Origin of the sequence: Peptoniphilus mikwangii (assembly GCF_000468535.1) — a bacterium.
Classification (GTDB): Bacteria; Bacillota; Clostridia; order Tissierellales; family Peptoniphilaceae; genus Anaerosphaera; species Anaerosphaera mikwangii.
Genome location: NZ_AUQY01000002.1, coordinates 518,336 through 545,245, shown reverse-complemented (window position 1 = coordinate 545,245; position 26,910 = coordinate 518,336). Strand labels below are relative to the sequence as shown.

General features: G+C 31.3%; 17 protein-coding genes, 1 tRNA gene and 1 pseudogene. 12 read left to right on the top strand and 7 right to left on the bottom strand.

The window, feature by feature from the left end:
• The first annotated feature begins 101 nt into the window (after nt 1-101).
• The 8 genes and pseudogenes from M915_RS02980 (at nt 102) to M915_RS02945 (ending at nt 11,791) form a co-directional block, all read left to right on the top strand.
• Nucleotides 102-1,142 (top strand): metallophosphoesterase family protein, encoded by a 1,041-nt coding sequence (locus M915_RS02980; protein WP_036729184.1) that lies wholly within the window; start codon nt 102-104, stop codon nt 1,140-1,142.
• Entirely contained in the window at nt 1,132-3,450 is a 2,319-nt protein-coding gene (locus M915_RS02975; protein WP_036729181.1) for an ATP-binding protein, read from the top strand. The genes M915_RS02980 and M915_RS02975 overlap by 11 nt, the downstream gene beginning before the upstream one ends.
• A 2-nt stretch (nt 3,451-3,452) precedes the next feature.
• Nucleotides 3,453-4,136: a metallophosphoesterase gene (locus M915_RS02970; RefSeq protein WP_009222059.1), complete on the top strand. Its 684-nt coding sequence runs from the start codon at nt 3,453-3,455 to the stop codon at nt 4,134-4,136.
• Nucleotides 4,133-4,681: a class IV adenylate cyclase gene (locus tag M915_RS02965; protein ID WP_051259774.1), complete on the top strand. Its 549-nt coding sequence runs from the start codon at nt 4,133-4,135 to the stop codon at nt 4,679-4,681. Before M915_RS02970 ends, M915_RS02965 begins: the two co-directional genes overlap by 4 nt.
• 49 nt (nt 4,682-4,730) lie before the next feature.
• Entirely contained in the window at nt 4,731-7,085 is a 2,355-nt protein-coding gene (gene ppsA, locus M915_RS02960) for a phosphoenolpyruvate synthase (RefSeq protein WP_036729179.1), read from the top strand.
• Nucleotides 7,086-7,452: 367 nt separating this feature from the next.
• Entirely contained in the window at nt 7,453-7,743 is a 291-nt protein-coding gene (locus tag M915_RS02955) for a GIY-YIG nuclease family protein (RefSeq protein WP_036729176.1), read from the top strand.
• Between the two features lie 529 nt (nt 7,744-8,272).
• Nucleotides 8,273-11,089 (top strand): annotated as a pseudogene (locus M915_RS02950) (S-layer homology domain-containing protein).
• 216 nt (nt 11,090-11,305) lie between these two features.
• Nucleotides 11,306-11,791 carry a GNAT family N-acetyltransferase gene (locus M915_RS02945; RefSeq protein WP_009222064.1) on the top strand — a complete coding sequence of 162 codons (486 nt, stop codon included), beginning with the start codon at nt 11,306-11,308 and terminating at the stop codon, nt 11,789-11,791.
• 27 nt (nt 11,792-11,818) lie between these two features.
• On the opposite strand, the gene mgtE is transcribed toward M915_RS02945, so the two are convergent.
• On the bottom strand, nt 11,819-13,252 hold the full coding sequence (mgtE, locus tag M915_RS02940) for a magnesium transporter (RefSeq protein WP_235043754.1): 1,434 nt from the start codon (nt 13,250-13,252) through the stop codon (nt 11,819-11,821).
• A gap of 10 nt (nt 13,253-13,262) precedes the next feature.
• Nucleotides 13,263-15,080 (bottom strand): ATP-dependent helicase, encoded by a 1,818-nt coding sequence (locus M915_RS02935; RefSeq protein ID WP_036729173.1) that lies wholly within the window; start codon nt 15,078-15,080, stop codon nt 13,263-13,265.
• A gap of 224 nt (nt 15,081-15,304) precedes the next feature.
• Here M915_RS02935 and M915_RS02930 point away from each other — a divergent pair, with 224 nt between their 5' ends.
• The gene (locus tag M915_RS02930) at nt 15,305-16,099 is read left to right on the top strand and encodes a nitroreductase family protein (RefSeq protein ID WP_009222067.1); all 795 of its coding nucleotides are present in this window, start codon (nt 15,305-15,307) and stop codon (nt 16,097-16,099) included.
• A gap of 64 nt (nt 16,100-16,163) precedes the next feature.
• On the opposite strand, the gene M915_RS02925 is transcribed toward M915_RS02930, so the two are convergent.
• The 4 genes from M915_RS02925 to M915_RS02910 form a co-directional block, all read right to left on the bottom strand.
• Entirely contained in the window at nt 16,164-17,792 is a 1,629-nt protein-coding gene (locus M915_RS02925) for a zinc-ribbon domain-containing protein (RefSeq protein ID WP_036729170.1), read from the bottom strand.
• A gap of 68 nt (nt 17,793-17,860) precedes the next feature.
• Nucleotides 17,861-19,402 carry a hypothetical protein gene (locus tag M915_RS02920; protein ID WP_036729168.1) on the bottom strand — a complete coding sequence of 514 codons (1,542 nt, stop codon included), beginning with the start codon at nt 19,400-19,402 and terminating at the stop codon, nt 17,861-17,863.
• The gene (locus M915_RS02915) at nt 19,389-20,105 is read right to left on the bottom strand and encodes an ABC transporter ATP-binding protein (RefSeq protein WP_036729165.1); all 717 of its coding nucleotides are present in this window, start codon (nt 20,103-20,105) and stop codon (nt 19,389-19,391) included. The genes M915_RS02920 and M915_RS02915 overlap by 14 nt, the downstream gene beginning before the upstream one ends.
• 137 nt (nt 20,106-20,242) lie before the next feature.
• Complete coding sequence (locus tag M915_RS02910; RefSeq protein ID WP_036729162.1) at nt 20,243-20,992, bottom strand: precorrin-2 dehydrogenase/sirohydrochlorin ferrochelatase family protein; 750 nt, start codon at nt 20,990-20,992, stop codon at nt 20,243-20,245.
• Nucleotides 20,993-21,153: 161 nt separating this feature from the next.
• On the opposite strand from M915_RS02910, the gene M915_RS07270 reads away from it, so the two are divergent.
• Entirely contained in the window at nt 21,154-23,148 is a 1,995-nt protein-coding gene (locus M915_RS07270) for an S-layer homology domain-containing protein (RefSeq protein WP_051259773.1), read from the top strand.
• 90 nt (nt 23,149-23,238) lie between these two features.
• On the opposite strand, the gene M915_RS02900 is transcribed toward M915_RS07270, so the two are convergent.
• Nucleotides 23,239-23,312: transfer RNA gene (locus M915_RS02900), tRNA-Cys, on the bottom strand.
• A gap of 165 nt (nt 23,313-23,477) precedes the next feature.
• Here M915_RS02900 and pheS point away from each other — a divergent pair.
• On the top strand, nt 23,478-24,500 hold the full coding sequence (gene pheS / locus M915_RS02895; protein WP_036729160.1) for a phenylalanine--tRNA ligase subunit alpha: 1,023 nt from the start codon (nt 23,478-23,480) through the stop codon (nt 24,498-24,500).
• A 9-nt stretch (nt 24,501-24,509) separates the two neighbouring features.
• Nucleotides 24,510-26,891 carry a phenylalanine--tRNA ligase subunit beta gene (gene pheT, locus M915_RS02890; protein WP_036729157.1) on the top strand — a complete coding sequence of 794 codons (2,382 nt, stop codon included), beginning with the start codon at nt 24,510-24,512 and terminating at the stop codon, nt 26,889-26,891.
• The last annotated feature ends 19 nt before the right edge of the window (nt 26,892-26,910 follow it).

The following is a 26,910-nucleotide window of genomic DNA, read 5'->3' as shown; positions in this document are numbered from 1 at the left end:
TTCTGCAAAACTATAAAAATTAAATACAAATTTTATTTACTTATCTTAATTACTTTTAAAATTTATTTAATATAATATGTTATAATTATTTTGGTGATTAAATGAGAATTTTACATACTGCAGATCTTCACTTAGGTAGATTTTATAGAGGTGAATTACCTAAAGATATAGCTATTTTAAGACGTGAAGAGCTTTGGAAAAGTTTTGAGAATACAATTGAATATGCAATAGGTAATAATGTGGATGTGCTTTTAATTTGTGGTGATGTGTATGAGAGAGATTTTTTTACCGCTGCAGATATGCTTAGGTTTAAAAAATTACTTGATAAGTTGGAAAATACAGAAACATTTATAATTGCAGGCAACCATGATTATTTAAGTGATAATTCCTTGTTTTTTAATGTCAATTTTTCAGATAAAGTTCACATATTCAAGAACGAGGATTATTTTGAAGTTCCACATTTGAATTTGAGGGTATATGGAAGGTCATGGGACAGACAGTTTGATTTTGATACAAAATTGGATTGGGAACTTGATTTGAATTATACAAATCTGCTTATGCTGCATGGCATGGTAGATGATAAAAACTATTTTGGAATAGATAATACTTTTATTAAAACTTCAAAATTTGATTATATAGCACTTGGACATATTCATGTAATGCAAAAAATGTCGGAGAGATGTTATTATAGCGGAACACCTGAACCTCTCAGTTTTAAAGACATCGGCAAGAGAGGATTTATAATTGCGGATATATCCGGAAAAAATATATCTGTTAGAGAAATAGATAACTCTATCAGAGAATATAGACAATTTGAAATTGATATAGACATGGAAATGAGCGTAACAGATGTAGAAAATAAAGTAATAGAATTATTAAACGGAAGTGAAAATAATTTCAATACGGTTATATTGAAAGGATATTTTAGTGTTCCGGAGTATTTGATTAGTTATTTAGAAGCATCAATTAATTATTTTTATGTAAAATTTTTAGATGAGCTTCATGTTGAGTACAGTATGGAGGAACTTTTAGAAAATAATAGAAACAATTTGATGGGGAAATTTATATTGGAGATGCAATCGGATAAACTTGCACTTGAATATGGTGTTAGAGAACTTTTGGCGGCGAGAAATGAAAATTAAAGAAATAGGATTAGTAGAATTTGGAAAATTTCATAAACATATAATAAAATTAAATGACGGATTAAATCTTATAGAGGGACCGAATGAAAGTGGAAAGTCGACTATATTTTCATTTATAAACGGAATACTTTATGGATTTGCAAAACCGTCAAAAAATAGAAGAAGTTTTGAAGAAGACTTAGAAAAATATAAGCCTTGGGTTGGTGATGATTACAGAGGCTATTTAAAGTTATATGACGACAAAACTAAAATCGAGTATATTGTAGAGAAAGATTTTAACAAAGAGAAACTTTCGGTATTAAACTTAAATACAGGAGAACAATTAGAAAATAGAGATGAATTTACGACATTTTCTAAGGTAAAACAGGCAGGAGCATATTTTTTCAATGTTGACAGCAAAGTTTTTTCAAATACATTTTTTATAGGACAAAAGAACTTAAAAATAAATTCCGATTCTTATGAATCAATAAGAAATGAACTTGAAAAATTTGCTAATGCAGGTGATGAAAAATATGATGCAAATCTTGCAATATCACTTCTTGAAGAAAAATTAAAAACTATTGGAAGAGAAAGTATTTCTAAAAGTGAGATTGGTGTATTAAACTCTAAAATAAATCGATTAAATGCAAAACTGTTAGAGTATGACGGAGTAGAAGATGAATACTTAAAGCTTAAAGAAAGAGAAAAATCAATTGATAGGGAGATAGATTCATCTAAGAAAAATATAAGCGTAGAAAGAGAACTTTCTGAACAAGCAGACTATAATAACATCATATCTATGACAGAAGAGTTAAAACACCTGAAAGAACTCCAAAAAAACAATTCAGGTATTAGTGCGGAAGAATATCAGAAAATAGTTGAAATTGACGAAAAATCAAAGAACTTTAAAGAAAAGCTGAAGGAATTGCAGTTTGAGGATGTTACAGAAGATAAAAGTATAGACGGGAGATATTACAATCAGCTTTTATCGGATTATAACGAAGTAAAAAAATTGAATAAGAGAATTTTGGAATTAAATAGTATAAATTATTCAAAGGAAATGGAAATACTCTCAAGAGATATTATCGTAAGTACTTCAAAAGCCAATAAGAACTTAGCTAAAATAATTTTTTCGATATTTTTAGTAGGTCTAATAGCGGTATCATCTTTGATATTTAAAAAGTATTATATCAATGTAATCAGCATATTTATTTTAATATACACATATCTCAGAATAGCTGAGTATAAAATTTCAAAAGATGTTGTCAAAAGAGTAGAAAGCAGAATAGATGAATACCATAAACTATCTGATGCAAAAACTGCTGAAAAGAAAAAAATGGATGTGGAATTCCAAAAATTTTTAGATAAGTACAATGTAGATGATATAGCCAACCTTGAAGATGAAATATCATCAAAATGGGATGAAGCAAAAAAACACAATATAAGGATAGAACTGAAAAAAACCGAAACTGCTAAAAAACAAAAAGAGATAGAATTTTTAAAAAATGAAATAGAAAAGATAGAAGTTGAAATTCAAAGAATATGTGTAAAAAATAACGTATCTACTATTTTAGAATTAAAAGAAAAATTTAAAAATAATATGGATTCATCATCTATAGAAACAAAAATACAGGGACTTAATAAAATAATAGAGCTTACTCTTAAAGGACGCAATTTAGAAAGTTTAAATCATGGCATAGATGTCTGTGATATTGAAATTAAAGCAGATAAAGACCAACTTAAAGAATTGGAAATAGAACAAGCTAAACTTGAAAAGGAAATTTCAATTTGCGAAGAAAAACTAAAAGAAAAGCAGTCACTGGTTGAGGACTTGAACTATAAAAAAGAAGAACTTTCGGAAAAGACGGAACATAAAAATGCAATAACAAGAGCGATAGAAAAAATAAAAGAACTTTCAGAGAAAAGCAAAGTTGAAATTTTGCCGCAGCTTACAAAAAATATAGCACACTATTTAAAATTAATAACCGATAAAAAATATACGCAGCTAATTGTTGATTATGAATTTAATATAAAAGTCTTTGATGAAGACGTAAAATCATATATAGATGCAAAAAATCTGAGCAACGGAACATTAGATCAGCTATATTTTTGTTTCAGGCTTGCTCTTTTAGATATGATAATAAAATATGCACCTTTATTTTTAGATGATATATTTATTCAATATGATGATGAAAGATTTTTAAATACATTAAAATTTATAGAAGAAGAAAGCAAAAAAAGACAAATAGTAATATTTTCTGCAACAAATAGAGAAAAAAGCGCTCTTGATAAAATCGGAGCAAACTATAATTATATAGAAATGAGGTAACTATGATTTGGGCATTAGGGGATTTACATTTTGATCCGATAGGAGATAAGCCCATGGATATATTCGGAAAGAAATGGATAAATCATGAGGGCAAAATCATTTCCTATTGGAAAGAAAAAGTATCTGATGATGACTTGGTATTATTGCCGGGAGATATAAGTTGGGGCTTAAAATTAAAAGATGCACTGTCTGACTTGCAAAAGATAGACGCACTTCCAGGAAATAAAATAATATCGAAGGGGAACCACGACTATTGGTGGGGTTCATTAAGTAAAATGAATAGCTTGGGATTAAAAACTATAAAATTTTTAAACAATAACAGCTATGTTTATAATGATATAGAAATATTTGGAAGTAGAGGCTGGATGCCAAAAGATTTTCAGGACTTCAGTAAGAATGATGAAAAAATATATCAGAGAGAAGTTCTCAGAATAAAAAATTCTCTTGAGAGCGGAACCGGAGCAAAGAAAAAAATTGCGATGATACATTATCCTCCATTTAATCAAGATTTTACAACGAATGAATTTTCAAACCTTTTTAGTGAATACGGAATAGATATTTGCATCTATGGACATCTTCACGCAGATGGACATAAATATGTTGTAGAGGGAAATATAAACGGAGTAGAATATATTTGTGTTTCCAGCGACTATGTAGACTTTAAAGTGCAGGAGTTAAAAATATGATTGAAAGAGAAATAGAAGTAAAACTGCTTGGACTTGATATATACGAAGTTGAAAAAGAACTTATAAAAAGAGGGGCAACTTTGATAGCAAGAGAATATCAAGAAAATTTGAATATAGACTCAAGTGTAAACCCGATAAAAAATAATGCAAAAGGTTATCTTAGAATAAGATATGTAAAAAATCTTTTAAACAACGAAGAAAATATTTATATAACATTTAAAGAACAAATAACAAGCAAAGGTGTTAGAGAAAATATAGAACATACATCTGAAATAACAGATAAAGAGCAAATGATCAGCATTTTAAAATTGCTCGGTTATGACATATATGATATTGGATATAAAAATAGAGTATCATATATGTATAAAAATAACAGATTTGATATTGACACATGGGATGAAAACACATATCCATATCCATTCGTTGAAGTAGAGTCAAAAAACGAGCAGGAATTATATAGTATAATAGATGAGCTCGGAATAGATAAAGAGGCTATATCTACAAAGTCCATTGCAGAATTAAAAAAATCTGTAAAAATAGTATGACATATTAAATAAATATGATATAATAGTTACAAAGTGAAGGGGGATTAAAATGTCACAATATACTTATATTAAATGGTTTAACGAAATTAACAAGGAAGATATATCTTTAGTTGGAGGAAAAGGAGCCAACCTTGGTGAATTAACTCATATGAATTTACCTGTTCCACCGGGATTTTGTGTAACAGCAGGAGGATATGATAAATTTATAGAATACGCAGAACTTGATGAAGTAGTTAAATTTTTGATGGAATCATTGGATGTTGATAATGTAGATTCTCTTACAGAAGTAAGCAAAGCAATTCAAAAGAAAATCAATGAAAGCAAAATATATCCTAAATTAGAAGAAGAAATAGTTAGTGCATACAGAGAATTTTCACAAAGTATAAATGTAGTAGATCCTGAAGTGGCAGTAAGATCATCAGCAACAGCGGAAGATCTTCCCGACGCATCATTTGCGGGACAACAAGACACATATCTTCATATCAGAGGCGAAGAAGAACTTATAAAACACGTTAGAAGTTGTTGGGCATCACTTTGGACATCAAGAGCAATATATTACAGACAAAAACAAAACTTTGATCACTTTAACGTGTCATTATCGGTAGTAGTACAAAAAATGGTAAACTCTGAAAAATCAGGAGTTATGTTCACAGCAAATCCGATAAATAACAACAAAGACGAAATGATGATTAACGCAAGCTGGGGACTTGGAGAAGCTGTAGTTTCAGGAATAGTAACACCTGATGAATATATAATAAATAAAAAGACCGGAGAAATAGTAGAAAAAAATATTGCCTCAAAGGAATTTATGGTAATAAAAAAATCAATCGGAGTCGGAACAGAACAAGTAGACGTAAAAGAACATCTCGGAGAAGAATATATAAACAAAGAATGTTTGACAGATGAAGAATTGAAGACTCTAATTGAAAGAGGAATAAAAGTAGAAACACTATATGGAAGTGTTCAGGATACAGAATGGGGATTTGACAGAGACACTAAAGAATTCTACTTCTTACAGTCAAGACCTATTACAACATTAAAAGAAGAAAAGAAAGAAGTTTTAAAACCGTTAGTAAAAGGACTTCCTGCATCACCCGGAATAGGCAGAGGACAAGTAAGACTGATAAAAGATATTTCAGAAATAAACTTAGTTCAAGAAGGAGATATACTTGTAACAGAAATGACAAACCCTGACATGGTACCGGCAATGAGAAAAGCGGCAGGAGTAGTAACAGACGAAGGCGGAAGAACATGCCACGCTGCAATAGTATCTCGTGAATTACAAATACCATGTATTGTAGGCTCAAAAAATGCAACAAAGACACTAACAGATAAAATGGAAGTTACAGTAGATGCCACAAGAGGAATAGTTTACGAAGGATATGTTTTAAAAGAAGAAAATAAAGAAGAAACACAATCGACAGGCGGTCAATCAGTATTACAAGTTACAAAAGATTTGACAATGAGTTTAAGAAACTTGGTAGCACCTGTAACAGCAACAAAAATTTATATGAATCTTGGAGAACCTGAGTTGATTGAAAAATATAAGGACCTTCCATTTGACGGAATAGGACTTATGAGAACAGAATTTATATTTACAAATATGATAGGCGCTCACCCTATGTATTTAGTAAAAACAGGCGAACACGATTTAATGATAGATAAACTTGCAGAAGGGATATCAAAAGTTGCACAGGCAATTTATCCGAGAAGCCTTGTAGTTAGAATGAGTGACTTCAGAACAAATGAATTCAGAGGATTAAAAGGCGGAGATGAAGTAGAACCTATAGAAGCAAATCCGATGATTGGTTGGAGAGGAGTTTCAAGATACATTTCGCCGGAATACGAAGAAGGCTTCAGACTTGAATGTAAAGCAATGAGAAAAGTGAGAGAAGAATACGGATTGACAAACGTAATTGCAATGTTGCCGTTTGTAAGAACACCCGAAGAACTTGTAACAGTAAAAGAAATAATGGCAAGTGAAGGATTAAAACAATCAAAGAACTTCAAAATTTGGATAATGGCGGAAATACCTGCAGTAGTATTCCAAGCAGAAGAATTTGCAGAATTGGTTGACGGATTCTCAATAGGCTCAAACGACCTTACACAACTTGTAATGGGAGCAGACAGAGATTCAGGAGTGCTTAATAATATGGGTTACTTTGATGAAAGAAACGAACCGGTTAAGAGAGCACTTAAAATATTAATAGACGCTTGTAACAAAAAAGGAAAAACTTGTTCAATTTGCGGACAGGGACCAAGTCAATATCCGGAACTTGCAGAATATTTAGTTGAATGTGGAGTTACATCAATGAGTGTAAATCCTGACACAGTAGAATACACAAGAAGACTTGTAGCAAGTGTTGAGCAAAAAATGATATTAAAAAAACTTAGAAATATGTAATTAAATAAAAAATAGCAAGAGCTTTTGATATAGCAGCTTTTGCTATTTTTTTATTTCAATATCATTATTCCATTTGTCATTTCGACTGAAGTACCACAAGCCACCTTTCCATGTCATTTCAACTGGAGGCGAAGCCGAAACGGAGAAATCTCATCCCACACAACGTTAGAGAAAAGAGATCTCTCCACTTCAATTCACTGCACTGTGTTCCGTTCATTTCCGGTCAAGATGACATAACTCATTTTGTCATTTCGACTGGAATGCCTTTAGGCATGGAACGGAGAAATCTCATTATATAAATATATAAATGACATAAGAAAAAATATAATATATAATACAATCGTAAATATAAATAAGGGGAAAATATATGGAGTACTATGTCTACATAATTACAAATAGAAATAATACAACACTATATATAGGAATGACAAATAATTTAGAAAGAAGAATTTATGAACATAAAAATCATTTAATGGACGGTTTTAGTAATAAATATAATTTAGAAAAATTGATCTATTATGAAATTTCAAATAATGTTGAATTTGTAATAGAAAGAGAAAAACAACTTAAAAAGTGGTCGAGAAAGAAGAAAGAGAATTTAATTAATACAATGAACCCTGATTGGATAGATTTATCGAAAGAATGGTATGAAAGTTAGAGTTTTTTATGTGAGTTTTATGGTGGTGGAAAGAGATCTCTCCATGCACACCTCTGGCGTTTAGTCAAGATGACAAGAGGGAAAAGATTCGTTCATTTCCGGTCGAGATGACATAACTCATTTTGTCATTTCGACTGAAGTCCTGTTAGCCTTCCTCCTTTGTCATTTCGACTGGAATGTCTTTAGGCATGAAACGGAGAAATTTCACACAATAACAACGCAAAAAAGTATTACAAGATGACAAAAAAGTAAAAAACACTTCAATAAAACAACAGAAAAAACACCTGAAAACATTGAAAAACAGCCAACGAATCACTTTGCCAAATTGATATAAATTTGTAACATAACTGTAATTTTACTTTTATTTCAAGTAGTGTATAATATAACAAAGAGGAACAATGACAACTAAATATTAATTGGCAAAAATTAATGTTTACTTGCCTGCCTCTAAGCTGTTTCGTTCAAACAGCAAGCAAAAGTTTAAGACTTTTGTAGGTCTACAAAATTTTTAAGGAGGTCGAAAGACAAGATGAACAAGAAATTTTTATCACTAGTACTTGCATTAGTAATGGTACTAGGAACATTCACAAGTGTCTTCGCCGCTGAAGAAACAAARMAAGARGAAGTTAAGAAGGTAGAAGGRAAACAACAAAAAATCCAATATCTTGTTGACAACAAATTTGTTGAAGGCGATGAAAAAGGACAACTTAACCTTAGTGATAACATCAAAAGATCAGAAATCACTAAATTATTAGTTTACGGAAACGGTCATAAGGCTCTTTCTGAAAAACTACAAGGCTCAATGAAGCTTTACAAAGACGTAGAAACTTCTCACTGGGCTAACGGAGTTATAACAGTAGGATCAACAGTTCCATCAACAGCTAACGGACAAGCAATGCTTAACGGTTATCCAAACGGAACTTTCTTACCTGACAACAACGTAACATATGCAGAACTTGCAAAAATGTTAGTTGTATTAGTAAAGAAAGACTTAACAGCTGATATGGTTAAAAAAGCTAACGCTAACTGGGCATCTCAATGGATGACTTGGGCAGCTGAACTTGGAATTCTTCAAGACGTTACAGTAGCTAACTCAAACGCTCCTGCAACAAGAGAAGATGCATTCACAATGATGTACAATGCACTATATGCAATGAAATACATCAAGAAAATGCCTGCTAACGAAACAATGGGTATCCTTTCTCAATTAAAGAACAGTGAATTAACACTTAACCAAGGAGACAAGGCTAAGACTGTTAAGRTTACTAACGATACTACATTTGTACTTTACAACCAACACAACACTTTGGATGTAAACGCAGATRYTAAATCAAACGTTAAGAACGTATWYTCAMAWGCAGTAAAAGTAAGTTCTATTTCTAACCCATCTTATTACTACGGTTCACTTGTAAGAGTTCTTGTAAACGATAAGAATGAAGCAACTCATATTCTTGAACTTGGTAACCCAAGATATTTAGCACTTGGTCATAGCGACAATGCAAAATGGCAACACAAAGCAATTACTGACAATGTAATTGATCCTAACAGACGTTGGGTAGATGTTGCTGATGCAACAGTTGAAACTTCTTTAWYTARWGAASTTAMWSMYRRWGSMGGATATGGAATAGCTGCAAAGATTAACTATCATAACGGAAATGCTAAGTCTATAAGCTTTACTAAAGGTACTCTTTCAAGAAAACCACAAAATGAAACAGGTAAAGAAGTATACAACAACAACTTTAACTTTGCAAAAGATGAAAAAGTTCCATTTAACTTAGACTTAAGATTAACATCAACTACAAGATATTTCGTAGCAGATGTATTAAGAAACCAATTAACAGAAGTTAAGAATGTTGATGAAGCTATCAGAATTCTTGGTAACACAACAGCATCTAACTGGTTCCTTGATGTATATGCAGGATATGAAAATCATAGCGGAAGAAAACCATATGAAACATCAACAAACACTGCATTAAACGATTATAACGAAGCTACAGTAGTAGTATTCAATGCAGTTCAAAGAGATAACAACAACGCTCAACTTCTAAGAGTAAAGAACGAAGCAACAACTAAGTATGATATAACTTTTGAAAACGAAAAGGGAGAAGTAGTAGTAAATAACGTAACAACATACAGAAATTACTTCCCATTCAACTTCAATACTCATAACGATTCAGCTAAACTTGACGTAGTAGAGTATACAGTAAACAATGCTTACGGTCTTGAAGCAGAAATGGTAATAGACCACAGCAATACTGGAAGATACCCAATCGTTGAAGTAATCGGAATCCAAGGAAGAGATATAATTGTTAGAGGAGAATTCGGTGAAACTGCAGTTCTTCAATTAGACACAGACTACGCTCTATTCCTAAGAGGACAATTAAAAGTTGGAGCATTAATCCAATTCCATACATTAACAAATAACGTTCTTCCAAAAGACAACAAAGACGTTAATAAGACTAATGTAGTAGACGTAGTATCAGTAATGCCTGCAAATGCCGGTTTCACAGTTAAGGGATCTTTAAGAAAGATTCTTGAAGGAAACCAAGCAAATCAATCAGCAGGAGTAGTAGCACTTAAAGACTTTACAGATTACGGTGCACAATATCAAAAAGTAATTTTAAGCGAAATCAGAAACCTATATGTTGCAAGTCAATATAACCAATTAGGATATTTCGTATTAAATAACACAGAAGCAAACAGCTTAAAACTATGGTTAGAAGCTAAGGCGGATAAAAAAGATACAATCAGATTCAAAGTTAAACCATTCAACGGATATGACAAAGAATTTGAAATCTATGATATTGAAGTATTAAAGAACGGTAACTGGGTAGAAGTAAGAGTTGAATGCCCTGTAGTTGATAAAGTAGAACATGTTAAAAAGTTAATTGACGCTGCTGATAAGCTATATAATCCAAATAAAGTAGATGTTACAAATGTAGCACTTGCTGACAAAGCGGTTAAAGATATTGATGCAGAAATAGCTAAATTAACATTAGAAGAAAAAGCAAAATTACCTCAAGAGTACAAAGATGCATTAGAGGCTATTAGAAATCAACTTGCTGCTCCTTTAGCTGAATTAGCAGCAGTAGAATTTTTCAAATTAGGATTTACGGGATTAAAGACTGTTGAACAAATTAATGCGATGGTAGAACAAGCGGACCTTGATGCTGCAGCTAATGCATTAATTCCATGTATAAATGCATATAACGGATTTAATGCAAAACAAAAATCACTTCTATCAGAAGAAAAAGGTAAAATGATAGGAATGAAGAATGCTATAATAGCAAGAGATGCTTTAGTAGATGCTGGCACTAATGTTCCTGCAATACCTGCAATTAACTAATTAGCTTAAATTAAAGATTAAACCTGAGAGAGAAATCTCTCGGGTTTTTCTTTTTGCCTTTTATTATTTACATATTGTTTTTTCCCTTGCCATTTTGATTGAAGTCCCGTTAGTATTTTTCCTTTGTCATTTCGACTGTAGGCGAAGCCGAAATGGAGAAATCTCATATAATGACAAAAAAGGTTTTGTATATTAAAATTGAGTTGAGGTGATTTTATGATTTTTAGGCGTGCTAATAATGACGATATTGTTTTTATAAATAAAATGTATGGCGACGGGTCGAAATTGCTTGGAACTCTCGGGGTTGACCAGTGGCAAAATGATGAGATGCCAAGTGCTGATTTAAATGATGATATTTATGTTCTTGATGATGAGGGTATAGTTGCTACTGCTGTTTTAATGGAGCATGATAAACAGTATGATGTCATTTATGAAGGAAAATGGATTTCTGATGATTCGTATTTTGCGATACATAGGGTTGCAACGTCCGAGGATAAAAGACAAATGGGTTATGCAAAGATTTTGTTTGATGAGATTGAAAAGTTTGCTATTTTAAGTGGAAAGAAGAGTTTAAAGGTTGATACTCACAGGGATAATATTCCGATGCAAAATTTTCTGAAGAAGATGGGCTATGTGTATTGCGGAGTTATTATTTTGGATATATTGAAGGAAAGGCTTGCTTTTGAAAAGATTTTAAAATAAAAATTCCCTTAATTTTGTTAAGGGAATTTATAGTAGTTTTGATAAAAATACTGTCGCAAGTCCAAGGAATATGAAAAAACCGCATGTATCTGTAAAGGTTGTCAGTATTATTGATGATGATACCGCCGGGTCAATATTTGCTCTGTCAAGTATTAACGGTATTAAAAATCCGGTTACTCCTGCAACTATCATGTTTAATATCATTGAAAAGAACATTATCACTCCCAAGAATATGTTTTTATACATAATTGTAAGTGTTATTCCTGTTATTATTCCTATTATTGCTCCGTCGAGCAGACCGAGTCCGATTTCTTTAAATATGAGTTTCCAGTCATCTTTCAGGTTCATTTCACCTCTTGCAATTGAGGTTAGGACTATGGATAGTGTTTGTGTTCCCGCGTTGCCTCCCATTCCGGTTACGATTGGCATTGCTGCGGATAGTGCAACTACTGCTGCTATTGTGCTTGAGAATGCACCTACTACCGATGATGCCAAGAATGCGGTAAACATATTTATTATCAGCCACGGTATTCTGTTTTTGAATGATTCGAAAAATCCGGAGTCAAATTCTTCGTCTTTGCTTACCCCGCTCATTGCAAGTATGTCTTCCGAGTATTCTTGGTCAATTACCGAGATTATATCGTCAGATGTTATAACTCCAAGTATTGCCATGTTTTTATTGACTACCGGCAAAATTGTAAGGTCGTATTTTGTAATTATATTTGCGGCAAGTTCCTGGTCGTCATCTGCGTATACATAGAATGGAAATTCTTCCAACAGGTCTTTTAAAAGTGTGTTGTCATTTGCCACCAATATTTTTCTCAAGTCTACAAGGCCTTGTAATCTGTGTAGCTTGTCAGTTATCAAAAGGTATTCTATTATTTCTGTTTCAGGTGCTATCTGTTTTATTTTATTTATTGCTTCTCGTACGGTGAGGGTTTCTTTCAGTGCTATAAATTCTGTGGTCATAATACCGCCGGCGGATTCTTCATCAAATGATAAGATGAGCTTCAAGATGTTTGAGTCTGATTTTTTCATAAATCTCAAGATGTCTTTACGTCTGTATGTCGGGAGTATACCGAGCAAATCGGCGGCATCGGCATTTGTCATATAGGAAAATATATCTATAAGTTGATCGTTTGTATAGAATGAACAAATTTTTTGTTGCAATTCTTCCCATGCGCTTTCAAGTATTCCGGCGACGTCTTCTTCCGGCAGTAGAAACATAAATTGTTTAAGTTCATCTTCGTCCAGGTCGTCCAATCCGTTTGCTATGTCTACATAGTGAACATCACGACACAGTTCTTCTGCGGCTTCTTTGTCATTATCTTTTAATATGTCTTTGAGTTTTTCTTCTATACCTTCTGTTTCAAATTCATATTTTTGTGCTGTTTCATATTCTTTTTGGATGTCAGTTTCTTCTGTTTCCGTATCAGGCATTTTTTTAGGCTCAAATTCCATAAGTCACCTCCTATAGTTTAGAAAGCTCTGTTAAAAAGCTGCTTATTTCACATTCGTTGTTGTTGTGATATTTTGGATATATTAAATATAATTTGTTTTTTGCTCTTGTCATTGCAACATAAAAGAGTCTTCGTTCTTCTTCAAACAGCATATCGTCCAAGTGTGATTTATTTGAGGGAAGAACTCCCTCTACTAAGTCTATTACAAATACTGTATTAAATTCAAGTCCTTTTATTGAATGTATGGTTGAAATTGTGATGTTTGATTTTGAATTTTTAGGTGTATTTGTTATATGTTCAAGATATTTTAATCTTGCAAGAAGTGTATCTAAATTTTTTTCAAATGTCGCTATATATTTTAGGTAGTGTGCGAATTCTCTCAGTGATTCATAGCTGAATCCGAATTTTTTGGCATATTCTCTTAGATAGTTGTCATATCCGAGTTCATTTAATATATATTCTATCTGATATTTAAAGTCTAAGTTTTTTAAGGTTTTAAATTCCGACATAAGTTTAAATATGTTTTCCCTGTAGTATTCGGGAAGTAACGGATAGTCTAAAAGAGTTTTAAATAAATTTTTTCCACCGTTCTTTTTCAGATAATCTATGTGTTTTTTAGATATATAGCCGTTTAGTTTATAATATATTTTTGAATATATTTCTATATCTGATAAGTTATTTGAAAATTCTAAAATCAAAAGTATGTCCTTAACTACAAAGTGGCTGAAGAATTTCAACTTTGCTCCTTTGATATTAAAGCTTATATTTTTGCGTTCCAAGAATTCTATGAGTCCTAAGCTGCTCAAATTGTTTCTGTATATTATTGCATAAGATTTTAACGGCTCTGATGTAATTTTATCATATATATAGTTATATTCATCATCATTTGTAGATAATTTTATAATATTTACAGGTTCTAAATAATCGTTTTGAGTTATTATATTTTTGTCAAATCTGTTGAAATTGTTTTTTATAAACAGGTTTGATGTATTTACTATATTTTTTGATGATCTGAAGTTGTTTTGTAAATAATAAGTTTTTAAATTTTTATAGATTTTATTCAGATTTAAAAGATAGTTCGGTTCCGCACCTCTAAATGCATAAATTGATTGGTCGTCATCTGCGACTATAAATATGTTGTTTTTAGGTGCACACAGATATTTTATAAGTTCGAATTGTGCAAATGATGTATCTTGACCTTCATCGAGTTGATAGTAGTCAAATTTATTTTTATATTTTGCTCTGATGTAGTCATCCGTCTTTAAGATTTTCAGTGCTTCTGTAATCATATCATCAAAATCGATTAGTCCATTTTTAAGCTTATATTGTTCGTAAAAATTATATAGTTTGACAAAGTTTGGAATATCGGTGTTAGTTTCGTTTGGGGTTAGCAGAGTGTTTTTGAAGTAAGATATTTTATTTATTATTGCTTCAAGGTTTTCTTCTGTTACTGTTTTTTTATTTATCTCATAATAGATTTTGCTGAGCAATTCAAATTTTGATATTGAGTTTTCTTCGATAAGTCTGTATGTCTTTCCTCTAAGTTTTGAGTATTCACGGATTATTCCATAGCAAAATGCATGTATGGTAGAAAAGTTAAGCTCTCGTTTGAAGTTTGGAAAGAGTTTTTTAAATCTGCTTTTCATATCAAGAGATGCTGATTTTGAAAAAGTTATTGTAAGTATTCTGTCGGAGTTTATTCCATTTTGTATAAGTTGCATTGTTCTATACAGGAGCATTGTGGTTTTTCCGGCTCCCGGAACTGCAAGTACAAGTGCGGGTCCGTCCATGTGGTATGTTGTTTTTAGTTGTTCGTCAGAAAGCTTCATCTCTATACCCCCATAACTATTTTATATTGTAAAAAGTTATTTTTCAATTACAATAAGCTTTATAATTTTTAATTAATTTATAAACTACTTTATAAAAGTAATTCGTTGTTATATAATTAATATATGGTATGGATTATTATAAAATAATTTTAGAATATATCGGAGAATTATATTCTGTATTTATTGAAGTTTTATGATTAATTTTTTGTAGGGGGTAAATTTTTATGGTGATGACAAATTTTTTGCAAAAGAGAAAATCTGTAAGAGAGTTTAAAAACAGTGCTATATCAAGTGCGGAGCTTGAAAAGATAAGAGAATATATGGAAGTTATTACAAAGGAAGAGGCTTCTGTTGATTTTGTGTTATATGAAAACGGGAAGATTATTTACGAGGGATTAATAGGTAAGGCGGGATATAGCGGAGTTATGATAAATTCTCCTCACTATATTGCTCTTACAATGAGGGACACTCACAGATCTACGCTACTACATGCGGGATATTATCTTGAAAAACTGAATACCAAGTTAATTGATATGGGTCTTAATACTTGCTGGATAACTGTTGATAAAGTTGATAATCATACTATGAAATCTATCTTTGGAGCAGAAGGAGAGTATATTGATTATTTAATTGCATTCGGATATGAAAAGGAAAAGAAATTTTATGAGCGTGAAATATTTAGTGCAAGATATGAAATAGATGAGATAGTTTTCTTTAATAAGATTGGACAAAATATTGATATAGAGGAACTTGAAAACAGAGGATTACTTGAAATATTTTCATCAGTCAGATATGCACCGAGCCATAAAAATTTTCAACCATGGAGATTTGTTGTTAAAGATTCGGATGTCTATGTGTATATGGTTAAATCTGACGAAGATAGTAGAAGTTTGATAGATATCGGAATTGTGATGTTCTATTTCGAGGAAATGGCAAAGACGATAGGTAAGTATGGAAAGTGGAGCGTTATTTTAGAAGATGAGGAAGCATACTTAAAGATTGCAAAATTTACAATGTAATAAAATTATAAGAGCCGAAAGGCTCTTTAATTAAAAATTCCCCGTTTTAAACGGGGAATTTTTATTAACTCATAAATATGGTTGAAAAGATAAATACAAATTTACTTACAAATTCTAAGATTATGAACGGTATTATATACCATGCGATGAAGTCAACTTTACTTTTATTTCTAAGTTGCGGCCAATATTGAGCCATTGCGATTAGTGTAGACAGTAAAAATAATATGACTGTCGCAAGAGGCAGTGGAGTTAAGGCTGCAAGCAGTTCAAACTTAAACATTCCATTCCATGGAGAGAATATATAGGCAATGAATAAGAAAATTTCACAGAACATCCAGTTTACAATTGAGAATTTTTTTACTTCATCAAAGCTCGATTCTATCCAGGCTTTATCGGTTGTTATATTTAATGAAATGTAAAATTGACTCAGCTTTAAAAGAATTTTCATTATAATTACTACAATAAGTGATATTGAAAATGCCCTTAAGCTTATTATAACGGGAAGTGCAGTCAATATCATTGCTATAAGTGCAATTATCTTATATGAATTTTTGCCGCTCATCTTAGAATTAAATTTTTCTATCATTGAGCACAGTTTATCTTCTATTGAATATAATTGTTTGACAATACTGTTTTTTTCTCCCGCAGATTTAGGAATATCGGAAACATTTTTAACAATATCCGCTTTTTGCTTTTCTTCCAGTTTCTTTTGTTCCTTTGGAATATTTATCTTTTCCGTCTTAGTAGTTGTTGTGTTTGCATCATTCTTTTCTTTTTTGAAGTCGAAAATATTTTTTAGTCCTTTTTTATCTTCGGGATTTTTTTCTGTTTTATTTTTAGTGAAATTTGAAAATAATGTTTGTTTTTCGGGTTCAACATTTGATTTTTTAATTTCTGCATTTACAAGATCCGTAAGATTTTTATAGCTTAATGATTGCGGTTTTTCATTTTCAGATGAAGATTGCTCATTTTTAGAAGTAGTTTCTTTTTTTTCAGATTCTGATTTCTGAATGTGTTTATCTTTTTCCGCTTTTTCACTTCTTGCAATAGCTTCTTCGATTTGAACTTTTGAAAGTCCCATTGTATCTTCCATTGATATGCTTGTATCAGATGAAGATGCAACGCCGACACTTTCTTTTTTCACGGCATTTGTTTCTTTGTCAAACGATGAAAAAATGGAAAATTCATCATCATCTTCATTTATAAATTTATGCCACATATCTTTTAAACTGCGTTTTTTCGGTTCTTCTTTTTTTATGTTATCTGCAGGTTTATCTTCTGGAGGAAGTTTTTTTACCTTAGGAGTAACTTTTGCCACTTTTGCAGTTTCTTCTTTTTTATAGTCTGTCTTTGCTTTTTCTGTAAAATCTACAATTTCATCTGCGTGATTTCTTTTTGGACCTAAAGTATTTTCGCTTTCTATTTTTGATTTTTTTTCATAATCTGAAATATTTTCTGAAATCTTTTTATCTACAGCACGTATTATATTTTTAAGTTCATCTGTAGAATCAATCCCATTTATATTTGACAGTGGTTTAAATATTCTGGTAACATCATCTGTCTGTAATTCTTTTTTTTGGTCTTTCGGGTCATTTGATATTATTGATACCTTAACATTTTTAATATTTTTACCACAGTTAGGGCAATAGTTATCAAATTCAGAAATTTTATTTCCACAATTTGGGCAAAACAATGAACTCACCTTCTTTATATTTAGATAAATTTATTATAACACAAAAGATTTTTAAAAACTAATTAATATTAATCCATATACAGCTTTTTCTTAGTCAGCTTTATCAAAAGCAGTGTATTTATTATACTTATTACGATGAATATCATAATTGAACTGTTTAAATTAAATTTTCTTGACACAAAGTATGTTATAAGTAATGGTATTGCCAAAATTATTTGTATGAGTATCATAGAAAATCTCTGTTTTACAATTTCGTTTTCATTGTTCCATGAGTAGTTTGCGGTTTTAATATCATATAACAGGCCTAAAATATTTCCGAATAACGAGTAGGAGATAGGTGTAAGAATAAACATTACTATATCAAAAACAGATAATTTATATTTTATTCCGAAAACTATTGCACAAAAGATTATTGGAAATATTATAATACTCATTCCGACCTTTATTTTAGAAATGAATATTTTTTTATTTTCTATCGGAAGACTTAGTGTAATCCAAATATTTTTTCCTTCTATTGACATAGAGCAATAGGTAGTTTGAGATATGGCGGCGAATGAACACAGTATAAATATTATATTGAGTCTTACTATTTCGCCTAAATTTTTATATCCGCTTAGAGAGTTAAGTGAATTATCATCTAAGAATATTGATATGATTCCGATTATTGTTAAAAACATCGGAGCAAAAATAGTATTCATCAGATAAATTGAACTTGAAAAATAAGTCCTGAGTTCTTTTTTAAACAGAGTTTTACTTAAGCTTGATTTTTTAAAATCAAGTGTCTTTGATTTTTTATATTTAGCGGTATTATTATTTTTATAGTGAATTTTAAAATAATTTTTAGATATATAAATAGATACAATTGCTGCAACAGCTATTGAAATTACAGAAAACAACAGCGTTTCAATTATACTGTTTTTGATTACTGCATTTTCAAAAAATTTATATGGAAATAAAACTGTCGTAAAAACTCGGGATACATTTACTGCGGCTAAATATAAATTATCATAAAACAGTTTTCTAAATACATATATCAGTGCATAGAGCAATACTATAAGCAGTGTTAACAGTATAGAAAAAAATTGTCTTGCATATTTGAACTTAAAGTTTTTTGAACCTAAAGATGCTATTAACAAAGCTAAGGAAACGGGTATTGCGGGAAAAAACACAAGGGACAAAAGTCCGTTTATTGTTGCTATAATTCCATATGCCTTAAACAGAACATACAGTACGGGAAAACTCAGCATAATTAGAACATAGTAGTAGGAACTTAGGTATATTCCTGCAAGCTTTGAAAGTATAATTTCAAGATCGGTAAATGGAAGCGGAAATATGATATTATATTCGCTTTTACCGAATAAATTTGAATAGCCGCTTCTTAACGTGGATACAAAAATTCCTATGAAACCGATAATTGCAAAAGTTGTTATGAGTATTTGTCTGTATGAGTTATATAAAAATACAGTAATGGATACTACATATATACTTATAAAAAATCCGAGTATAATAAGAGCTGTTATTCCCGTAAACAGTTTTTTTCTATTTGAGTTGGAATTTAGAAATCTTCTTTTTTCAATGTTAAGTAATAATTTAAGTTTATCTAATCTCATCTTTCATCAACTCCAAAAAGATATCCTCAAGAGAGGATTTTTTAGTAACCTCATTTGTAAGTCCTGCTTCAATAATATTTCCGTCTTTTATTATTGCAATTTTATTGCACAAATTTTGAGCTACTTCAAGGACGTGCGTAGAGAAAAATATCGCAGTTCCCCTTTGACACATATTTTTAAACTCTTCTTTTAAATAGTGAGTGGCAGTAGGATCAAGTCCGACAAAGGGCTCGTCTAAAATTAACAGCTTCGGTTCATGAATCAGAGCTGAAATTATTGCAAGCTTTTGTTTCATTCCGTGAGAATAAGTGGAAATTGATTCGTTTAAATTATTGTGTATGTCAAATATTTTTGAATATTTTACAATTCTTTCCATTCTGATATCCTGTTTTACATCAAATGCATCTGCTATGAAATTTAGATAATCTATGCCGTTCATAAATTCATAGAGTTCGGGATTATCCGGAATATAAGCGGTTATTTTTTTGCATTCAAGAGAATTTTCCAAGTTGTCCATTCCGTTTATAAGAATATTTCCGCTATCGTATTCGATGAGTCCGACAACACATTTTATAGTAGTTGTTTTTCCGGCACCGTTTTTGCCGATAAATCCAAATATATCTCCGGATTCTATTTCTAAGTTTATTCCATGTAAAATTTCTTTATTTCCATATTTTTTAACTAAGTTTTCGATTTTTAACATATTATCACCTATTTAGAAAAAATTCTAATTAGATTATACTATAAGTTTAAAATAAATCAAATATAAACTATGCATTGCATAGTTTATATTATCTTACATATTAAAATTTTACAGTATTTTAAAATTATTTTATTCAATTACTCCGTTTCGGATTTATCTGTATCTAAAACTTCTGTAACTTCAGTTTTTTCAACTTCTTTAATTTCAATATCTTCTATATTTTCATCTGTAATTTCATTTGCAGTTTCTTTTTTATTCTCAGTATTTTCAGAAACCTGTTCAGGCTTATAATTTAGATTTTTTAAATAGGTATCTAATGTAAGTTTTTCTTTATCATATAATTCTCTTATTATTTCGTCAGTATTGGGAGAATTCTTTCTGATTAATTCCGTCCTTATTTTGTTTAGAATTTTGATTTTTTCACTGCTGTATTTTTCAAGCATAGCAGAGATGTCTTCATATAAGATACCGGTTATAGTCGGATTTAATTTACTGCTTGATATTCCGACTGTCAAACCGTCTTTTTCTATAACCTTATTTAAAAGCATAGTCGATTCTGATGTTATATCGCATCTTTCATAGAGTATTTTTGATTTTTGAGCACGTTTTTCAAATGCTGCATTAAGTTCAAAATTGTTGGTAGCTATCAATAAATAGTCATAGGCAAAGAAAATAAAATTTTCAGTGAGTTTTTCTTCTTTTGTAAAAAGTCTGTCACTGTTAGTTTGTGCCAATTTTTTAATTTCATCTACAAAACTGTCTGCTATTACATAAATTTTAAATTCTGTGTTTAATAATTCTTTAATTTTTGAAAGGGCAAGAAGTCCGCCGCCCAATATAAGTACATTTTTATTTTTAGTATCGTAATTAACGGGTAAATAACGCATAGTATCCCTCCTTAAATTTATTATACATCAAATAGTACAAAATAGTAAAATAAAACTATAAAATTGTATGATAAATATAAATTTTGCAATAAACTTGTAACACGATTTTAGAGGTTAATGTGATATAATGTAGGTGTATTAACTAATGGAGGTTATGTAAAATGAACAAGAGAATAGTTAAGGCACTTACAATTGGACTATGTACTGTTATGTTGGTACCGAATATTGTTCTTGCCAAAGAATTTAAGGATGTAAAGAAAAACGGTCCTTATGGATGGGCTTACAGTTATATAGACGAATTGAGTGATAAGGGAATAATTGAGGGCTATCCAAACGGAAATTATGAACCTGACAAAGCGGTAAGTTTTGAGGAAGTACATCAGCTTATAAAGGGAATAATAAATCCTACAAGAGATGAAATTAATAAGGCTGTTGAAAAATATGGCTCCGATATAGAAAAAAGCGGGGTTGCATCTTGGGCTAAGGAGGCAATTGCCATTTCTATTGACAGAAGCATAATAACAACAGACACTCTTAAAGAAGCTAAGCAAAACGGATTTCTTTCTAAGGGAGTTAAAGAAAAAGATTTAGTTTATCCTAATAGAAATACGATAGCGGTATATTATGCAAGAGCACTTAAACTATCAGCTAAGGGAGATGAATCTTTATTAAAACATACTGATAAGGATGATATTCCGACAAGTACAAGAGGATATTTAGCATCTTTAGTTAAAGAAAACATATTTTCATCAACAGGTTCTGATGGAAAATTTGAAGGAAAGAGATATATCAGAAGATCTGAAATGGCTAAGATAACAAAATTATCTTATGATTATGCAAAATCTGAGTCTTTAAATACACAAACATTAACAGCAACGGGAAAAGTGGTTCTTGCAACTACTCTTAACAATCTCGATACTGTAATCATAGAAAAAGATTCCAAGAGATCTCAATTTAGAGTAAATGCAAGTACAACATATAAGATTAACGGACAAGCAGCAACATTTAAAGATATTAAGCCTGAACAGGAAGTTAAGATAACTTATGTTACAGGAACAGATTCCACAGTAACGGGAATTGCAAAAACAGTTGAAGTAATAAATAGCGCTAAAAACTTGATCGGATATGTTACAAACACACATATAACAGGATTTACAGCTAAATATAGAACAAATGATTCAAGTGTTGACACTACAAAAGCTGATATGTTTAACACTACTGACAATGCTATGTTTACTCTTGCAAACGGAGCTAAAATTTATGAGCTTGGATATGAAATAAAACCTGAAAAACTTTCATTTGATGAGCTTGTCGAATTTAAGACGGATTCTTCAGGAAAGGTAACAGAGGCTGTTGCATATCCTAAGACCGGATCAGTTACAGGATATATAACAAAAATTAATTCAGCTACTTCCACAACAAAGAGCAATATAGTTTTAAGACTTGCAGATGGAAAGGAATATACTTTCTATGAAAATCAAACTTCTAATTTCAGCAGTATTTTCACAGATCTTAGAATAGGACAAAATGTTACTTTCACTACAAATTATAAAATTGCAGTCAGAACCAACCAAAATCAAAGTCAAAATATTGAAACGGGAAGAGTTATAAATGTTAGACCGAGATATTCATATGAAAATCAGGTAACTCCTGATTTAGAAGTTGTTATCAGAACTGCAAATAAGGATTTGACATTGTATACGGATAAAAATACAGGATTGAAAGTTGCAACCGGAGGATATTTATCATTAAATCAAAATACCCTTTATAATCAATATGTGCGAGCTGAAGTTAACGGAAACTATATAAGGGCAATTGAAATAATAGATCCTAAGGCAAGCTTTGATGCAGTAGCTCAAGTCATATCGGTTAAAAATGACAACGCTTTTGGCGGGGCACTTTACAATACAATTTATACTGTAAGAATAATAGAATCAAATAATCCTTATTTAAAATTGGGTTCTGAAAAGGAAATTTCTATCGGAACTTCAAATACATTAAATAGACTTGCTGTAATCAGGATGATGGGAACAGTTGATCAAAATGGAGATATAGGAAATGGAGCTAATGTTCAGTTTTTAAGAAACGAAAATTATGAATTAACGCCTGCAAGCAGTTATACCAACAACAATGTTCCTGTATTAAATTTTAATTAGATTTAAAAAAGTGCATTAGAAATTTCTAATGCACTTTTTTGTATCAATGGTATTAAAAAAGAGTTGAGATTTAAATCTCAACTCTTTTTATGGAGGCGACAACCAGATTTGAACTGGTGATAAGGGTGTTGCAGACCCGTGCCTTACCACTTGGCTATGTCGCCATAACTTCTTAATTATGATAACATATGAATTGAATTTTATCAAGAATAAATTATGAATTAAATAAATAATAATTTTTAATGAGTAAAGACAATACAGCTCTAACATTGATAATGTAGAGACTTAATGCTATAATACTCTTATGAATGAGGACTCGGGAGGATAAGATGAAAGAACAAATTTTAGATATTAAAAGAAGAGCATTAGAAAATTTAAAGCTTGCTTTAGATGTTAAAGAAATAGAGAATATAAGAGTGTCATATTTAGGGAAAAAAGGAGAGTTGACACTTGTACTTCGTGAAATGGGAAAACTTTCTGCAGAAGAAAGACCTGTTATGGGAGCTCTTGCAAATGAAGTAAGAGCTGAAATTGAAAGTGAATTAAATAAAAAAACAAGTGAATTAAATAAAGTATTGTTGGAGAAGAAGCTCATAGAAGAAAGAGTGGATATTACTCTTAATAGTGACAAGTTAATAGTCGGACATGAACATCCTCTTATAAAAACTTTAGAAGAACTTGAAGATTTATTTATAAAGATGGGATTTAGAGTGTATGACGGACCTGAAGTGGAGTCTGTAGAGAATAATTTTGACTTGTTAAATGCTCCCAAAAATCATCCGTCAAGGGATTTGAGCGACACTTTCTATATAAATGAAAATACACTTTTGAGAACTCAAACGTCCCCGGTTCAAATTAGAGCGATGAAGGAATACGGTGCGCCGCTCAGAATGGTATGTTCAGGTAGAGTATTCAGATCTGATGAGGTTGATGCTACTCATTCACCGATGTTTCATCAATTAGAGGGGCTTATAGTGGATAAAAATATTTCGCTTGCAAATCTTTTTGAAACTTTGAATATTTTTGTAAAGACCCTTTTTGGAGATGATATGAAGACAAGATTCAGACCTCACTATTTTCCGTTTACAGAACCAAGTGCAGAAGTTGATGTAACTTGTACTGTATGTGGCGGAAAGGGATGTTCTGCATGTAATCATACAGGATGGAGTATGGAGCTTTTAGGATGCGGAATGGTTCACCCTAATGTTCTTAGAAATTGCGGAATAGATCCTGAGGTTTACAGCGGATTTGCCTTTGGAATGGGAATAGATAGAATTGCGATGGTTAAATACGGAATAAGTGATATAAGAATGTTGTTTGACAATGACAATAGATTCTTAAATCAATTTTAGGGGGTTAAAATGTTATTACCGGTAAAATGGCTTAGAGATTATGTAAATATAGATAAAGATGTAAAAATTATTGCAGATGAGATAACAGCGACCGGTTCTCATGTTGAATCTATTGAGAATAGAGCTGAAAATTTAAGCAAAGTTGTAGTGGGAAAAATTGAGAAGATAGAAAAACATCCGGATGCGGAAAAACTTGTAGTTTGTTCTGTTAATGTCGGAACTGAAATACTTCAGATTGTAACAGGAGCAAAAAATGTATATGAAGGAGCGGTAGTTCCGGTAGCTCTTGTAGGGGCACATTTGAGCGGCGGAGTTAAGATAAGCAAGGGAAAACTCAGAGGCGTTGAGTCTTATGGTATGCTTTGCTCTTTAGGTGAACTTGGATACGATAACAGTGTAATTTCAAAAGAGGCAAAAGATGGAATTTTTCTATTTCCTGAAGGTACGGAAATAGGCAAGAGTGCAATTTCGGTTCTTGACCTTGACAAGGAAATAATAGAGATAGAAATTACTCCAAACAGACCTGATTGTTTGAGCATTATAGGAATGGCAAGAGAAACTGCCGCGACTTTTGATATGGAGTTATCGGAACCTGAAATTGATATATTAAATGAAGTTGATGATATAGCGGATTATTTTAATACGGTCGATATTGAAACTGAAAATTGTGACAGATTTTATGCGAGAGTTTTAAAAAATGTCAAGATAGAAACATCACCGTTGTGGTTACAAAATTATCTTGTATCCGCAGGTGTAAGACCTGTAAATAATATAGTCGACCTTACAAATTTTGTTATGCTTGAATATGGGCAACCGTTGCATGCTTATGACCTTGATGATTTACACGATAAAAAAATTGTCGTAAGACAGGCAAAAAACGGCGAGGTTATAAAGACATTAGATGATGAGGACAGACTTTTAGAAGAAAAGGATATAGTAATAGCAGACGGTAAAAGAGCAATAGGTCTTGCAGGAATAATGGGAGGATTTGATTCTGAAATTAAGGATAATACGGTTAATGTATTACTTGAAGGAGCAAATTTCGACGCTGACAGTATAAGAAAAACATCAAAGAGATTGCAACTTCGCTCTGAGGCATCTGCAAGATTTGAAAAGGGAATAGACATAAATGCTCCTAAAATTGCAGTTGATAGAGTTTGCCAATTAGCTGAGAAAATTAATGCGGCACAAGTCGTAAAAGGTTCTATTGACAATTATAGAAAAGTTAGAGATATAACAGACTTAAATTTAAGAGTTGAAAAGTGTAACAGATTAATAGGATTTGAGCTGAGTGCGGAAGAAATAGCGGGTTTATTGAACAGACTTCAAATTAATACGGATATTAACGGAGAAGTGATTACAGCACATATTCCTACATTTAGACTTGATATTGAAATTGAAGAAGATTTAATTGAAGAAGTTGCAAGAATTTACGGTTATCATAATATAATTCCGAAGCCGCTTGAAGGTTCGCTTACAGTTGGCGGAAGATCTGAGCTTAGAAATTTAGAGGATAGAATAAAAAAAGTTTTACTCAGCATAGGGTATAGTGAATTTATGACGTATTCATTTGTAAGCCCGTCAAACTTTGACAAGCTTATGTTAGATGAAACTGATGATAAGAGAAAAGTTGTAAAAATAATTAATCCTTTGGGCGAAGAATATAGTATTATGAGAACTACATTAGTTTCCAATATGTTAGAAGTGCTTTCGAAGAATGAACATAGAGGAAATGAGTATGTTGCAGGATTTGAATTCGGCAATACATTTATACCTCAAGGAGAAGGGCTTCCGAGAGAAGAGTTAAAACTTTCTATGGGATTTTATGATATGGGAGATTTTTACTTTTTAAAGGAAAGCATTAGAAGAGCGTTGTGGCAAGTAGGTATTTTGAACCTTGAATATAAAAGAGCGAATATAAATTATTTACATCCGGGCAGAAGCGCCGAAATTTATGTTGATGGAAAATATATCGGAGTATTTGGAGAAGTTCATCCATTGGTAGCTAAAAATTATGAGTTGAAGAAAAAATGCTATGTTGCAGAAATTGAATTTGAAAAACTTTTAGAAAATAGCATTGAAAATTATAAATTCAGAGAACTTCCTAAGTATCCTGCAATGAGAAGAGATTTAGCGGTTGTAATCGATAGAGATATAGATGCCGGAGAAATTGAGTTAATAGCCAGAAAACATGGAAAGAAATTACTTGAAGAATTTAAGGTGTTTGATGTCTATACCGGTGAAAATATTGAATCCGGAAAAAAATCCATTGCATTTTCAATGACATTTAGAGCAAATGACAGAACGCTTGTAGATAAAGAAGTAAATGATATAGTTTCAAAAGTTGTAGATGATTTAAGTAAAGAGTATGGTGCAAATCTCAGAGCTTAATTGATTGAGAATCAATGAA

What these genes read in the sequence shown, in the direction of transcription:
- M915_RS02980 (WP_036729184.1), top strand. Translation starts at nt 102, where the DNA reads ATGAGAATTTTACATACTGCAGATCTTCACTTAGGTAGATTTTATAGA.
- M915_RS02975 (WP_036729181.1), top strand. Translation starts at nt 1,132, where the DNA reads ATGAAAATTAAAGAAATAGGATTAGTAGAATTTGGAAAATTTCATAAA.
- M915_RS02970 (WP_009222059.1), top strand. Translation starts at nt 3,453, where the DNA reads ATGATTTGGGCATTAGGGGATTTACATTTTGATCCGATAGGAGATAAG.
- M915_RS02965 (WP_051259774.1), top strand. Translation starts at nt 4,133, where the DNA reads ATGATTGAAAGAGAAATAGAAGTAAAACTGCTTGGACTTGATATATAC.
- ppsA (WP_036729179.1), top strand. Translation starts at nt 4,731, where the DNA reads ATGTCACAATATACTTATATTAAATGGTTTAACGAAATTAACAAGGAA.
- M915_RS02955 (WP_036729176.1), top strand. Translation starts at nt 7,453, where the DNA reads ATGGAGTACTATGTCTACATAATTACAAATAGAAATAATACAACACTA.
- M915_RS02945 (WP_009222064.1), top strand. Translation starts at nt 11,306, where the DNA reads ATGATTTTTAGGCGTGCTAATAATGACGATATTGTTTTTATAAATAAA.
- mgtE (WP_235043754.1), bottom strand. Translation starts at nt 13,252, where the DNA reads ATGGAATTTGAGCCTAAAAAAATGCCTGATACGGAAACAGAAGAAACT.
- M915_RS02935 (WP_036729173.1), bottom strand. Translation starts at nt 15,080, where the DNA reads ATGAAGCTTTCTGACGAACAACTAAAAACAACATACCACATGGACGGA.
- M915_RS02930 (WP_009222067.1), top strand. Translation starts at nt 15,305, where the DNA reads ATGGTGATGACAAATTTTTTGCAAAAGAGAAAATCTGTAAGAGAGTTT.
- M915_RS02920 (WP_036729168.1), bottom strand. Translation starts at nt 19,402, where the DNA reads ATGAGATTAGATAAACTTAAATTATTACTTAACATTGAAAAAAGAAGA.
- M915_RS02915 (WP_036729165.1), bottom strand. Translation starts at nt 20,105, where the DNA reads ATGTTAAAAATCGAAAACTTAGTTAAAAAATATGGAAATAAAGAAATT.
- M915_RS02910 (WP_036729162.1), bottom strand. Translation starts at nt 20,992, where the DNA reads ATGCGTTATTTACCCGTTAATTACGATACTAAAAATAAAAATGTACTT.
- M915_RS07270 (WP_051259773.1), top strand. Translation starts at nt 21,154, where the DNA reads ATGAACAAGAGAATAGTTAAGGCACTTACAATTGGACTATGTACTGTT.
- pheS (WP_036729160.1), top strand. Translation starts at nt 23,478, where the DNA reads ATGAAAGAACAAATTTTAGATATTAAAAGAAGAGCATTAGAAAATTTA.
- pheT (WP_036729157.1), top strand. Translation starts at nt 24,510, where the DNA reads ATGTTATTACCGGTAAAATGGCTTAGAGATTATGTAAATATAGATAAA.